The sequence below is a fragment of the Bradyrhizobium sp. USDA3010 genome (assembly GCF_056429065.1).
Window position 1 is genome coordinate 326,185 of sequence record NZ_JBWJZD010000001.1, and the last position, 14,029, is coordinate 340,213.

11 protein-coding genes and 1 pseudogene are annotated in these 14,029 nt (G+C 65.7%); 7 read left to right on the forward strand and 5 right to left on the reverse strand.

Annotation, left to right across the window (positions count from 1 at the left end):
- Positions 1-55 precede the first annotated feature (55 nt).
- Together AC066Y_RS01335 and AC066Y_RS01340 are read left to right on the forward strand one after the other, a co-directional pair.
- Positions 56-1,054: an NAD(P)H-quinone oxidoreductase gene (locus tag AC066Y_RS01335; RefSeq protein WP_478272318.1), complete on the forward strand. Its 999-nt coding sequence runs from the start codon at positions 56-58 to the stop codon at positions 1,052-1,054.
- 120 nt (positions 1,055-1,174) lie between these two features.
- On the forward strand, positions 1,175-4,051 hold the full coding sequence (locus tag AC066Y_RS01340; protein ID WP_171947977.1) for an EAL domain-containing protein: 2,877 nt from the start codon (positions 1,175-1,177) through the stop codon (positions 4,049-4,051).
- 95 nt (positions 4,052-4,146) lie between these two features.
- Here AC066Y_RS01340 and AC066Y_RS01345 read toward each other — a convergent pair whose 3' ends face one another.
- Positions 4,147-4,425, reverse strand: a complete 279-nt coding sequence (locus AC066Y_RS01345; RefSeq protein WP_478272319.1) for a DUF7662 domain-containing protein — start codon at positions 4,423-4,425, stop codon at positions 4,147-4,149.
- Between the two features lie 122 nt (positions 4,426-4,547).
- Here AC066Y_RS01345 and AC066Y_RS01350 point away from each other — a divergent pair.
- Positions 4,548-6,010: pseudogene (locus AC066Y_RS01350) on the forward strand (sensor domain-containing diguanylate cyclase).
- Positions 6,011-6,276: 266 nt separating this feature from the next.
- Here AC066Y_RS01350 and AC066Y_RS01355 read toward each other — a convergent pair.
- The 4 genes from AC066Y_RS01355 to AC066Y_RS01370 form a co-directional block, all read right to left on the reverse strand.
- A complete protein-coding gene (locus AC066Y_RS01355) occupies positions 6,277-8,337 on the reverse strand; it encodes a DEAD/DEAH box helicase (protein WP_478272320.1) in 2,061 nt (686 codons plus the stop codon).
- A gap of 155 nt (positions 8,338-8,492) precedes the next feature.
- Positions 8,493-8,777 carry a hypothetical protein gene (locus AC066Y_RS01360; protein ID WP_478272321.1) on the reverse strand — a complete coding sequence of 95 codons (285 nt, stop codon included), beginning with the start codon at positions 8,775-8,777 and terminating at the stop codon, positions 8,493-8,495.
- 223 nt (positions 8,778-9,000) lie between these two features.
- Complete coding sequence (locus AC066Y_RS01365; RefSeq protein ID WP_478272322.1) at positions 9,001-9,360, reverse strand: hypothetical protein; 360 nt, start codon at positions 9,358-9,360, stop codon at positions 9,001-9,003.
- A 162-nt stretch (positions 9,361-9,522) separates the two neighbouring features.
- Positions 9,523-10,125, reverse strand: a complete 603-nt coding sequence (locus tag AC066Y_RS01370) for a CGNR zinc finger domain-containing protein (RefSeq protein WP_478272569.1) — start codon at positions 10,123-10,125, stop codon at positions 9,523-9,525.
- A 175-nt stretch (positions 10,126-10,300) separates the two neighbouring features.
- Between AC066Y_RS01370 and AC066Y_RS01375 the strand changes: the two genes are divergently transcribed.
- The 4 genes from AC066Y_RS01375 to AC066Y_RS01390 all read left to right on the forward strand — a co-directional run bounded on the left by AC066Y_RS01375 (position 10,301) and on the right by AC066Y_RS01390 (position 14,021).
- Entirely contained in the window at positions 10,301-10,999 is a 699-nt protein-coding gene (locus AC066Y_RS01375) for an alpha/beta fold hydrolase (RefSeq protein WP_478272323.1), read from the forward strand.
- Between the two features lie 50 nt (positions 11,000-11,049).
- Complete coding sequence (locus tag AC066Y_RS01380; RefSeq protein ID WP_478272324.1) at positions 11,050-11,904, forward strand: alpha/beta fold hydrolase; 855 nt, start codon at positions 11,050-11,052, stop codon at positions 11,902-11,904.
- A gap of 199 nt (positions 11,905-12,103) precedes the next feature.
- Positions 12,104-12,445: a hypothetical protein gene (locus AC066Y_RS01385; RefSeq protein WP_478272325.1), complete on the forward strand. Its 342-nt coding sequence runs from the start codon at positions 12,104-12,106 to the stop codon at positions 12,443-12,445.
- A gap of 103 nt (positions 12,446-12,548) precedes the next feature.
- A complete protein-coding gene (locus AC066Y_RS01390; RefSeq protein WP_478272326.1) occupies positions 12,549-14,021 on the forward strand; it encodes a cytochrome-c peroxidase in 1,473 nt (490 codons plus the stop codon).
- Positions 14,022-14,029 lie beyond the last annotated feature (8 nt).

Genomic DNA, 14,029 nt, shown 5'->3' on the forward strand with positions numbered 1-14,029 from the left:
CTCGCAAAAGGCGGTATGCCACGAGCCAATCCACTTCACTGACCAGGGACGAACCATGCCAAACCTGCCCGCGCAAATGACCGTCGTTGCCATCAGCAAGCCAGGTGGCCCGGAGGTGCTGGTGCCGGAGACCCGCGCGCTGCCGGTGCCGGGTCCCGGCGAAATCCTGGTCAAGGTCGCGGCCGCCGGCGTCAACCGCCCTGACGTCGCGCAGCGCTCCGGCTCCTATCCGCCGCCGCCCGGCGCGAGCGACCTGCCCGGCCTCGAGATCGCAGGCGAAGTGGTCGCGCTCGGCGAAGGCGCGAAGCACAAGATTGGCGACAAGGTGATGTCGCTCGTCGCCGGCGGCGGCTACGCGCAATACTGCATCGCGCAGGACGCGCAGGCGATGACCGTGCCGCCCTCGTTGTCGATGCAGGAAGCCGGCGCCATTCCGGAAACGCTGATGACCGTCTGGCACAACGTGTTCGAGCGCGGCGCGCTCAAGGCCGGCGAGACGCTGCTGATCCACGGCGGCTCGTCGGGCATCGGGACGATGGCGATCCAGCTTGCCAAGGCGTTCGGCGCCAAGGTGATCGTCACCGTCGGCTCGCAGGACAAGGCCGACGCCTGCCTCAAGCTCGGCGCCGATCACGCGGTCAACTACAAGACCGAGGATTTCGTCGAGGCGGTGAAGAAGGCGACCGGCGGCAACGGCGCCAATGTCATCCTCGACATGGTGGGCGGCGACTATATCGACCGGAACTATGACGCCGCCGCGGTCGAGGGCCGCATCGTCCAGATCGCGTTCCTGTCGGGAACACCGAACGCCACCGCCAATTTTGCCAAGCTGATGGTCAAGCGGCTGTACCACACCGGCTCGACCCTGCGCCCCCGTAGTAATGCGGACAAGGCGGCAATGGTCGCGGCGATCGAGGCAAAGGTGCTGCCGCTGCTGCGCGAAGGTCGTGTCAAACCGCTGATGGACAGCACATTCCCGCTGGAAAAGGCCGCCGATGCGCACCGGCGCATGGAGACCAGCGAACATATTGGCAAAATTGTGTTGGCGGTTTAACTCTCGCAGCGGAAGCAGAGGCGGAAACCCTTTGATTCCCTTCGCTTTCGTGTCATTTATCGCGCCACCTCCGGGCCGGTCGCCGGGCCCGGGCAGTTTGTCGATCGCGGAGTACTGACATTGCGTCTGATCAGGTGCCTTGCGCTGCTGGCGCTGGGCCTCATGATGTTTGCCGCTGCGCCTGACGCGTATGCGATCGACGCGGTCAGCGTGCGCAGCGATGCGCCGGCGATCGACCTCACCGCGGTTCTCGACCATCAGCGCAGCGAAACCGACCGCATCCAGGTTTCCACCGCACCCGGAACCGACGGCATCGTGCGCCGCATCGAAGTTCGCGCCCGCGAAGGCGGCCAGAACTGGGTGGTGTTCGCGCTCGCCAACAACACCGACGACCAACTCGACCGCCTGATCGTCGCGCCGCACTACCGCATCGTATCATCAGGCCTGTTGTGGCCCGACCTCGGCCTGTCGCGCATCGCCACCATCACTCCGTCGGTCGGCGATCGTCCCGAGCGGCAGGAGAGCCCGACCGCCGACGTGTTTCGCATCACGCTCGATCCCGGCGCCGTCGTCACCTATGTCGCGGAACTGCGCACCGACAAGCTGCCGCAGCTCTATCTGTGGGAACCCGACGCCTACAAGGACAAGGTCAATTCGTTCACGCTGTACCAGGGCATCGTGATCGGCATCTCGGGCCTGCTCGCGCTCGTGCTCACGATTTTGTTTGTGGTCAAGGGCAGCATCATGTTCCCGGCCGCCGCGGCGCTGGCCTGGGCGGTGCTGGTCTATATCGGCGTCGATTTCGGCTTCTGGGGCAAGGTGCTCGACATGTCGAACAACGCCGAGCGCGTCTGGCGCGCGGCGGGCGAGGCGATCCTCGCAGCGACGTTGCTCGTGTTCCTGTTCGCCTACCTCAATCTCAGTCGCTGGCACGTCCGCTACTCGCACATCACGATCGGCTGGCTCGTCTTCCTCGGCTCGCTGGTTGCGCTGGCGCTGTTCGATCCGGCGGTCGCCTCCGGCATCGCGCGCATGTCTCTGGTCATGATCGCCTTCGCCGGCTTTGCGCTGATCGTCTACCTCTCCACCCACGGCTTCGACCGCGCGGTGCTCCTGATCCCGACCTGGTTCCTGCTGGTGGTCTGGGTGGTCGCGGCCGGCATGACGGTCGCGGGTTCCGTCACCAACGACATCGTCGGTCCGGCGCTGCTCGGCGGCCTGGTGCTGATCGTGATGCTGATCGGCTTCACGGTGATGCAGCACGCCTTCGCGGGCGGCGGCGCCACCACCGGCGTCGTCTCCGATGTCGAGCGCCGCGCCCTGGCGCTGACCGGCTCCGGCGATCTGATCTGGGACTGGGATGTCTCCGCCGACAAGGTGTTTACCAGCCCGGAAACCGAGGCGCTGCTCGGCCTGAAGCGCGGCACGCTGGAAGGCCCGGCGGCAAAATGGCTCGAAGTGCTGCACCCGCTCGACCAGGACCGCTTCCGCGCCGCGCTCGACAGCGTGCTCGACCAGCGCCGCGGCCGCCTGGTGCAGGATTTCCGGCTGCGCACGCCCGACGGCCACTTCATGTGGTTCGCGCTGAAGGCGCGGCCGGTGGTCGGCTCCGACGGCGAGGTCTCGCGCGTGGTCGGCACCCTGACCGACGTCACCGAGTTCAAGAACTCCGAAGAGCGGATGCTGCACGACTCGGTGCACGACAATCTGACCGGGCTGCCGAACCGACGGCTGTTCATGGACCGCCTCGGCGCGGTGGCGAACCTCGCCAAGACCATGCCGAACCTGCGGCCGACCTTGATGGTGATCGACCTCGATCGCTTCAAGCAGGTCAACGATTCCGTCGGGATTGCGGTCGGCGACTCCATCCTGCTGACGCTGGCGCGCCGTCTGACCCGCATCCTCAAGCCGCAGGACACGCTGGCGCGCATGGCTGGCGACCAGTTCGGCCTGATCCTGCTGTCCGAGCAGGACCCGGCGCGGATCACCAATTTCGCCGAGACCATCCGCAAGACCATCCGCGCCCCGATCGCGTTCAACGACCGCGAGATCTTCCTGACCGCGTCGATCGGCCTTGCGCTGTCCGACCCGGCGGCGCCGCTAACCGACGAGATCATCAAGGACGCCGAGCTTGCGATGTATCATTCCAAGCGGATCGGCGGCGACCGCATCGATGTCTACAAGCCGGCGATGCGGGCGCGGAAGACCGACCGCCTGACCCTGGAAAGCGATCTGCGCCGCGCCATCGAGCGCCAGGAGCTCACGATCCTGTACCAGCCGATCGTGCGGCTGGAGGATCGCGCCATCGCCGGCTTCGAGGCGCTGGTGCGCTGGGACCATCCCAAGCTCGGCCGGATGTCGCCGTCGGAGTTCATCAACGTCGCCGAGGAGACCGGCCTGATCGTCGATCTCGGCATGTTCGTGATGGACCAGACCGCGCGCCAGCTCGCGGTGTGGCAGCGCGCGATGCGCGCGCGCGAGCCGATCTTCGCGTCGGTCAACGTGTCGTCGCGGCAATTGCTGCGCCACGATTTGATCCACGATATCCGCACCGTGCTGTCGCGCTCCTCGGTGGCGCGCGGCACACTGAAGCTGGAGCTGACGGAATCGCTGGTCATGGAGAATCCGGAGCACGCCGCCCAGATGCTGGCGCGGATCCGCGAGCTCGGCACCGGGCTGTCGCTCGACGATTTCGGCACCGGCCACTCCTCGCTGTCCTACCTGCAGCGCTTCCCGTTCGACACCATCAAGATCGACCAGTCCTTCGTCCGCACCACGAGCCGCGGCACCCGCCCGGTGATCCTGAAATCGATCATCGCGCTGGCGCACGATCTCGGCATGGAAGTGGTCGCGGAAGGCGCCGAGACGGATTCGGACGCCGTCGAGCTCTACCAGCTCGGCTGTGAATACGCGCAGGGCTTTGCCTTCGGCGAGCCGATGGACGCCGACGCCGCCACGCGCCTCCTCACCGAGGAACGGCTGGAAGCCGCGAGCTAGATCTTGTCGTCCCGGCCTTGAGCCGGGACCCATACGCCGCGGCCCATCCATGACACGCTGGGGCCAGTTGCCTTCGTAACAACAATGCGCAGTGGTTATGGGTCCCGGCGTTCGCCGGGACGACGGTTGGTCATTCGCTTGAACCTGACGCTCTTGCCGTCGGCCTGACGGGTGGCGATGTAGCCGGCGTCGAGGCAGGCCTCGCGCTGCGGCATCTTCTCCTGCGGGCTGCGCAGGGTTTCCCACCACGACGCCCGGTGCGCGGCGCGCGGCAGCGCCGCATCAATGATCGCCTCGATCTCGTCGAAGGTCAGCACGAATTCGGGCAAATGCTGCTTCTTCAGATAATCCCGCAGCGCGTCGTAGTCGTTCACAACATCCTCGATGACAAAAAGCCAGGGTCCGGCAACCACCCGTTAACCCATTCGGCGGCCGCTGTCGCCATTTAAGGCGACAACAAGATTTCCCGTTGCATGACGGCGCCTTGGAGCGGGACATGTCATTTCAACGGGGAAACGACGCAAGGCGGCGCTGGCGGCTATCGGCAAAGCTGCTGATCGCCGCATCCGTTGCGACCGTCCTCGGCTTTTCCGCGATCTGCGCCGGCGTGATGTTCGACATGCGCCGCGGCGAGGAGCAACTGGCCCGCCGAACCCTGGAGAATCTGGCGTCAGGCATCGAGGCCGACATCAGCCGCAACATCGAGCTCTACGACCTGTCGCTGCGCGCGGTCGCCAGCAATCTGGAAATGCCGGAGATCCGCGGCGTCAGCAGGGAACTACGCCAGCTGATCCTGTTCGATCACGCCGCGACCGCAAAGCATTTCGGCGCGATCCAGGTGTTCGACACCAAGGGCAATCTGACCATCGACGCGGCGAGCCTCGATCCGCAGCCGGAGAACCGCAGCGACGAGGAGTATTTCACCTCCAGCGCGACCATTCCGACACCGGGCTGTATGTCAGCCGGCCGATGCTGCATCGCGGCGCCTACGCCATCGTGCTGAGCCGGCGCATCACCGGCGACGACGGCCGCTTTCTCGGCGTCGTGGTCGGCTCGATCCGCTTCAGCTACTTCCACGATCTGTTCGGACGGCTGAACCTCACGCCGGGCGACACCATCACGGTACTGCGCGACGACCGTACCATCATCATGCGGACGCCGTTCGATCTCGACGTGATCGGCAAGAACCTCGCCGAGCAGCTGGATTGGAGTTCCGAGAACCTGAAGGTGGGCGGCGCATTCTCCGGCAAGGGCCCGGTCGACGACACGCCGCGGCTCTATGTCAGGCGCAGCGGCAGCGGCGGGCCGCTTTACGTCGTGGTCGGCAAGCCGCTCGAAGCCGTCTTCAGTCTCTGGCGCACCGAGGCGATCCGGATCGGCACGATCATGGCCGTTCTGGTGCTGTTCGTGCTCAGCGCGACGCTGGTGCTCGCCCGCGAGATCGTCCGCCGCGCCGACGCCGAGGACAAGCTCGAGGAGCTCGCGACCACCGACGCGCTCACCGGCCTGAAGAACCGGCGCAAATTCGATGCCGAGATCGACCGCGAATGGCGCCGCGCCGGCCGGTACGGCCATTTCAAGGCCTATAACGACACCTATGGGCATCAGGCCGGCGATCAGGTGCTGGTGGGAATCGCGATCTGCATTTCGGATGCGGTGCGCCGCGCCGGCGATTGCCCGGCGCGCTTCGGCGGCGAGGAATTCGCCGTGCTGCTGCCCAACACGACCGCTCTCGAGGCCTTCAACCTGGCAGAGACCATCCGCGGCAAGGTCCAGCAATGGTGCGAGGGTGAGCTGATCACGACGGTGAGCATCGGCGTCGCCAGCATGCGGCCGCTCGCCGGCCAGCAATGGTCCGACCTGGTCGAAGCCGCCGACAAGGCGCTCTACGCCGCCAAGGCCAACGGCCGCAACCAGTCGGTGCTCGCCACCGTGCCGAAGATCGCGCTGGTGGCGTGAGGGCGTTGTGCCCGATGTCGCGCCACATCCCCTGCGTCGTCCCGGCGAAGGCCGGAACCGATAACCACCGCATGTGATTGTAAGCGGGATTGTGGCCGCAGCGTCACGCAACAACGAGCATTCGGGGTAATGGGTCCCGGCCTCCACCGGGACGACGGTGAGAATGTGGCACGTCCTTTGACTCTCGCGGCGCGCTGCGTCCGGGGCTCGCTTCTATCATCGCAGCGTCCGCGAGCAAAACGCGCAGCGGCGCTGCCGACGCCAACTCAGCCGCGGTGCTTCTTCTTTGGCTTCTTGCCGAACTTCGGTTTCGCCGCCGACACGTCCGGCCAGTGTCCGGCCTGGCCGGTTTTGTTCCGATGCTGCTTTTTCTTTCCGAACCTTGGCTCATCGCCAGATTTCGGCTTCGCGCCCTTTCCGTCCCGATTGAATCGGAACGGAGCTCCGGATTCTTGTCTTGGCGCGTAGTCTTCGCGCGAACGGCTCGCGCCTTCGCTCGAAAACGCTCTCGCCTCGCGGTCCGGCTTGCCGCGTCGCTTGGCTGCCGCCTCGTCACGCGGCTCGTCGCGGCGCGGTGCGCTGTGGCCGCCGTCATCCTTGTCACGCCAAGGTTCGTGCCTGGGCCTGCGCGCCGGCTTGTCCGAGGGTGCCTGCCGCTGCGGAGCGTCCGCCAGCGGCTCGATGCGGATGGTGTCTTCCTTGTCCGGACGCTTGATCTTGACGGCGAAGGAATCCGCGACCCGCGCGGCGATCTCGAACTCGGTGGTCGTATCCAGGACCTTGATGGCGCCGATGTCGTGCTTGTCGATGCCGCCGCGACGACAGATCATCGGCAACAGCCAGCGGGCTTCGGCATTCTTCCTGCGTCCGATCGAGGCGCGGAACCAGACGCTGGCCTCCTCCATGCCGTGACGCGGGGAGGCCTTGCCGGCCTTCGATCGCGGCCCGGCAGGACGATCATCGCGGCGCGAGGTGCGCTCGCCGCGGCGCTCGTCGCGATCGCGGCTGCGGCCCTCGCCGGGATCGAGAATGTCTTCGGGCGCAGGCAGCCGCGCGCGATAGAACCGGGCAAGCGCCGCGGCGATTGCCTCGGGCGACCGCTCGGCAAGCAAGGCCTGTGCGAGCACCTGATCGTCGGAGCTCATCTCCTCGGAGAACACCGCATCCTGCAGCAGGCGGTCATGGTCGAGCTTGCGGATCTCGTCCGCCTGCGGCGCAGAACCCCAGACCACATCGATGCCGGCGAGATCCAGCAGCAGCTCGGCGCGCCGCCGCCGTGCGGGCGGCACCAGCAGGATGCTGACACCCTTGCGGCCGGCACGGCCGGTGCGGCCCGACCGATGTTGCATGACCTCCGGATCTTTCGGCAGATCGGCATGAATGACGAGGTCGAGGCTCGGCAGGTCGATGCCGCGCGCCGCCACGTCGGTCGCGACACAGACCCTGGACCGTCCGTCGCGCAACGCCTGCAGCGCCTGGGTGCGCTCGTTCTGGGTCATTTCCCCTGAAAGCGAGGCGACGGAGAACCCGCGCTCCAGCAGCGCCGCCTGCAAATGCCTGACGGCTTCTCGCGTGTTGCAAAACACCAGCGCGCTCGGCGCCTCATGGAAGCGCAGCACGTTGACGACCGCGTGCTCGACATCGTCGGCGGCGACCCGGATGGCACGGTACTCGATATCGGCGTGGCCGCCCTCGTCGCCCGCGACCTCGATCCGGAACGCCTGCTGTTGATACTGCTTGGCCAGCGCGACGATGCCGCGCGGAAACGTCGCCGAGAACAGCAAAGTGCGGCGCGTGTCCGGCGTGGTCTCGAGAATGAACTCCATGTCCTCGCGGAAGCCGAGATTGAGCATCTCATCGGCCTCGTCGAGGACGACGACCCGCAATCCTGAAATATCGAGACGGCCGCGCCGCAAATGGTCGCACAACCGGCCGGGCGTGCCGACCACGATGTGGGCGCCTGCGGCAAGCTCGCGCTGCTCGCGGCGCGGGTCCATGCCACCGACGCAGGAAACGACGCGACCGTCCGCGTGCTCATAGAGCCAGGCGAGCTCGCGCTGAACCTGCAAGGCGAGCTCGCGGGTCGGCGCGACGATCAGCGCCAGCGGTGCGGCGGCCGGCTCGAACCGCTCGGCGCCGTCGAGCAGGTCCTTTGCCATGGCCAATCCGTAGGCAACGGTCTTGCCGGAGCCGGTTTGGGCCGAAACGAGGAGATCACGGTCAACGGCGTCGTCCGCGAGCACGGCGAGCTGGACAGGGGTCGGCTGATCGTAGTTGCGCTCAGCCAAGGCGCGGGCGAGCGGCGAACTTGTGGTCGGAAAGGGCACGAGATGGGAAACCTTGATTGGTCCGGGTGCAGAACGTCGAGCAGGACGACCTGAGGCTGCGTACCCGGCAGGCGGCACAGCCGCATGACGATTTGGGCTGCTTTACGCCAAGAACAACCAAACCACCATGCCCCCGCAGCGGAAAAAGCCGCGGATTAGGCCGGTTGCCCGATCGGGGGCCAGCTGCCGGCGATCCGGTCCATCAATCCGGACAGCCGCGACGGCGGCGGGCTGGCCGCGGCAATCAGGCCGCCCGCCCCTCGCAGCGCGCCCGGCACGAGTTCGCAGGCCAAAAGGCGATCGCGCTGATACGGGCCGGGCATGCGGAACGCGGCGGTCTGCGCCGCCGAGAAGCCGAAGCGGTCTTGCAGGGCTCGGGATAAATCTTCCGTCCCGGCTCGCCTGGCTGCTTCACCTCTGGAAAGCCGGTCCCGTTGCACGCGTCACACTTCTCTTCATCGGAAACAAGGTGCTTCACCATCCACCGCCTTGGATTGAAGAATCAGGAAGCCCGCGGGCGCGGACTTCTGCCACCCGTTGGTTACGAACGGCGGCGGGTTATGGTTTCAGGCGCATGGCTGCTCTGCGCAGCGACGCGGCAGAGAGAGATCGGGGAAACGACAACGGCACGATCGCCGTTGCCAGCTTCCACCTGACGCAACCTCACTTCGCCTTGAGCGCCTTGTCGTGGCTCTCGAGTGCGGATGCCATCAGCTTCGGCAATTGCGCGGCATAGACTTCGATGAAGGTGGCATCGCCACAGGCCTCCGGATCGCGCGCGGCCTGCTCGGCGACGCGCGCGGCCTTGGCCTCGCATTTCGCGAACACGTGCCAGAACCAATCCGGGCTCTTGCCGAGCGCCGGCTTGTGCTTCTTGATGACGGCGGCGCCGACTGCGCTCATCGCGTTGACGACGCCGGCGCCCAGCGTGCTGATGGCCCGCGCGTTCAGGATATCCTCACGCGATTGCGCGGTGGCGTTGCTCGCGGTCGCTCGTCCGGTCGTTCGTGCCTTGGCCGGCATGCTCAAGCTCCTTGTCGATCCCTGGTCGGTCTGTGCGGCGGGCAAAGCATCAGCCCGGGAAGTTGAGGAAGGCTCAAGGGGCATGGTTGAGAACCGCTACGGATTTCATTCCGGTTTTAGGCGCTTCCGAGCGATCGGGCCTGGAGGGATCTCGAGCTGGTCTCAGCCTCTGTCCTTGACCCGGCTGCGATGCGCGGCCTGCTTGGCGCGGTTGCCGCAGACCGCCATGCTGCACCATCGGCGCGCACGCGCCCGTGTATGATCGGCAAACATCAACGTGCAGGCCGGGCCCTCGCACGCCTTGATGTCGGAAAAGCCTTCCTCGCAGACGACCCTGGCCATCGCCTCGCCGATCGGCAGCAGCAGTGTTTCGGCCGAGTGCCAACGTCGCGTTCGCTCCAGCGCGAAACCATCGTGATCATCGTGACGATGCGGCACGATCCGGCTGAACGCTTGATCGCTTTCGAGCAGCCGGTTCAGCGGCTCCAATTCCCTGAGCGCCCGCGGCGTCAGCGGCCGGCCCATATGCTTGCGGACGAAGCCGCGGAACCATTCGCGCAGATCGCGCGCTTGACCGGCGACGCGGTCGAGTTCGCCCGGCGCCGCGCGAGCCTTCAGCTCGTCGATTACATCTGACGGCATCAGCTTCGCCTGTGCGAGCCAGCGCAGCAGGCCATCGCCATCGGCGATCCAGTCGACCGGCGTATCGACCGGGGTCGCGATCGAATTGATGAAATCGAGACCCAAGCTATCGGCGATGAACATCGCAGGCGGGTGGGATTGCACGGTGACGCTCTCCTGGACGGCTTGTCCGACCTCGCCGCCATAACCTGCTTAAAGCCTATTGACAAGTTACGAGCACTGGACCATAGGGGTCATAACCTGTCAAATACTATTTTAACGGTTACTGACGATTCCGCCTGAAACAAGGGAGCTCGAGATGTCGAACAAGAATGTCAGCGTGGTGCTTGCCCATGGCGCATGGGCCGACGGGTCGAGCTGGGCGCGGGTGATCACCGCGCTCGACACCGAGGGCATCACCACGGTGGCGGCACCGTTGCCGCTGACTTCGCTCGCCGACGACGTCGCCGCGCTGAACCGCACGCTGGACCGCATCGAGGGACCGGTCGTGCTGGCGGGCCATGCCTATGCCGGCGCTGTGATCGCCGAGACCCGCTCGCCGCGCGTCGAGGCGCTGGTCTATGTCGCGGCGCTGGCGCCGGACGAGGGCGAGACGGTGGCCGAAATGTTCTATCGCGCACCGCCGCATCCGTTCGCGCCCAAGCTCGCGCCCGACGCGAACGGCCTGATCTGGCTGCCCGAGCCCGCCTTCGCATCGGCCTTCGCGCAAGGTGCGCGCGCCGAGGACATCGCGGTGCTCGCTGCCGTGCAGCGGCCGATCTCGCCCGCCTGCATCACGGTGCCGGTCGGCCGCCCGCTCTGGAAGGATGTCCCGAGTTGGTTCCTGGTTGCCGAGGACGACCGGATGATCGCGCCCGAGACCCAGCGCAGCATGGCGGCGCGGATGAAGGCTGCCGTGCGCTCACATGCGGTCGATCACACCCCGATCGTGACGGCGCCAAAGCTCGTCGCCGACATCATCCGGGAAGCGATCGGGGCGCTTGTCCGGCAGACCTAATCCTGACTTCCCAAACCTCACCACACCATCACGACCACAAGGAGTGACAGATGTCTCAGGTCAAATACCACACGGCCGATGTCGACGGCTTCAAGGTGTTCTATCGCGAGGCCGGTTCGCCGGGCGCGCCAAAACTGCTGCTGCTGCACGGCTTCCCGAGCGCGGGACACATGTTCCGCGATCTGATCCCGCTGCTCGCGGACAAATTCCATATCGTGGCGCCTGATCTCCCCGGCTTCGGCCAGTCGGACATGCCGCCTCGCGACAAGTTCAACTACACGTTCGACAGCATCGCCGGCGTGATCGACCGCTTCACCGAAGTGATCGGTTTCAATCGCTACGCGGTCTATGTGTTTGACTACGGCGCGCCGACCGGCTTCCGCCTCGCGGCCAAGCATCCCGAGCGGATCACCGCTATCATCTCGCAGAACGGCAACGCTTATGAGGAAGGCCTCAGCGACGGCTGGACGCCGATCAAGGCCTATTGGCAGGATCCCTCACAGACGAACCGCGACGCGCTGCGCGCCTTCCTGACGCCGGACACCACGCGCTGGCAGTACACCCACGGCACGTCGGATCCGCAGGCCGTGTCGCCCGACGGCCAGAACCTCGACAATTACTACATGGCACGGCCCGGCGCGCATGACGTGCAGCTCGACCTGTTCGGCGACTACAAGAGCAACATCGCGCTCTACCCGGCGTTCCAGACCTACTTCCGCTCCCATCAGCCGCCGTTCCTCGCGGTGTGGGGCAAGAACGATCCGTTCTTCCTGCCGCCGGGCGCCGAGGCGTTCAAGCGGGACAATCCGAAGGCGGTGGTCAAATTCTTCGACTCCGGCCACTTCGCACTGGAAACCCATGCCGCCGAGATCGCGCAAGCCATCCGCGAGTTCCTGGGCCACTGACGCCTGCGTGATCCTTGCGCTTGACGGCATGGATTCGGCGCGGAAGCTGGACCGATCGACACCGGATCGCACTTTACAGCCTGACTGGAAAGTCCATCCAGTCTTGGCCAACTTATCTTCCGCAGTTCGTCGAACTAGCTCCTCGATCGAGGGTGCGTTCGCGTGGCGCGACGCCGTTTCAGGGATCGAGAGGAGTCCGATGAGAGCATTACCAGCATTGGCGATGGGCGCAGTTCTTATTGGACATGCCCTCGCCGCGAAGGCAACAGCGGTTGCCCCCGTCGACCCGGTCTGGAGCACCGAGCGGATCGAACGGTTGCCTGCCGAAGTTCAACATGCTGTGCAGGCGAGATGCGCCGCGGGACCCGAGGGCGGTCACTATTTCGCGACCTTCGACAATAATGCCACCGTCATACACCTCGACTATTCAGCCCTGCAATGCGGCAACCAGCCAAGGCTCTGCACCGCGTCCGGATGCCTTCACCAGACCTTCGCGAAGGTGCGCGGCAGATACGTCCTGACCCGGTCAGACTACGAGTGACCCATCGAGGCCCATTGAGTGCCGCAGACTCGACTTGTAGGCTGCCGGCCCTGCGCCGACAACGCGGGCAGCTTGCATCGCGAAGACCTCTTAGGGGGACGAGATGAGCTTTCGGGTTCTGGCCGGGATCGCCGTTGCCGTCGCGGCGACATGCTCGGCGATTCCGCTGCTGCTCGCGCGAGACGGCGCGGGCCCGTTGTCGCCGGCCACGCTTGCCGAGATCGCCCGCGTGGAAGCGGAGATCGACCGGATCGAAGGCGATACGTTGACTCGTCTGACAGCCGCTCCCGACAATCAGGTGCAGCAGATCGAGTTACTCGGCAAGTTGCTGCTCTTCGACAAGCAGCTGTCGGTGAATCGCAACGAAGCCTGTGCCTTCTGCCATACGCCGGAGACCGGATTCACCGGACCGATCTCGGAGATCAACCGGACCACGGGCTCTTATCCCGGCTCGGTCCGCACCCGCTTCAGCGAACGCAAGCCACAGACCCACACCTACGCGCCGCTGGCGCCGGTCCTGCACTACAACGAAGGCCAGAGTGATTTGGTCGGCGGCAATTTCTGGGACATGCGCGCGACCGGACGGCGCCTCGGCAATCCCGCTGCCGAGCAGGCCGAAGGACCGCCGACCAATCCGGTCGAGATGGGCCTGCCCGATATCGCCTGCGCGGTGTATCGCGTCTCGCAGCGCCCCTATCGCAGCTTGTTCGAGGCCGTTTGGGGCGCACAGGCGTTCGCCATCGACTGGCCTGCCGACGTTGAGACTGTCTGCAACACGCCGGGACCTCCATCCGCCGTCGATCCGCTTCCGGTGCATCTCAGCAATGTGGATCGCGGCCGCGCTGCGACCACCTTCGATCAGATGGCGCAGTCGATCGCGGGCTACGAGGCCTCGCACGAGGTCACGGCGTTTTCCTCGAAATACGATGCCGTACAGGCTGGAAAAGCCACCTTCACTTCGCTGGAGCAGCAGGGATACGAGGTCTTCCGCGGCAGGGGCCGGTGCAACGAATGTCATCGCGACGGCGGCCCCGGAGAAGATCCGCTGTTTACCGACTTCACCGCCAGCAATATCGGGACGCCGGCGAACCCGGACCTGCCATATTACGCGGAAAACACGCCTGATGATCGCGGCTATGTCGCGAACAAGGATGGCGCTGCGTTCGTCGATGGCGGGGTCGGCGCCTTCCTGGCGAACGGTCATCCGCTCAGTCAGCCCTCCGCAGTCGACGCGCGCTGGAAACCGCTGGCGCCGCAGACCCGCGGCCGATTCCAGGTGCCGACACTGCGCAATGTCGACAAACGGCCGTCGCCCGATTTCGTCAAGGCCTACGGCCATAACGGCTACTTCAAGAGCCTGAAAGAGATCGTCCATTTCTACAACACGCGCGACGTGCTGCCGCGTTGCACCGTGCATGATCCGCGCGAAGGCGCCGGCTGCTGGCCTGTGCCGGAGACCACCGACAACATGAACACCAGCAAGACCGGTCATCTCGGCCTCACCGACCAGGAGGAAAATGCGCTGGTCGCGTTCATGCAAGCGCTGACGGACGGGTACACGCCGCCGAAGAACTAGCTCGCTTG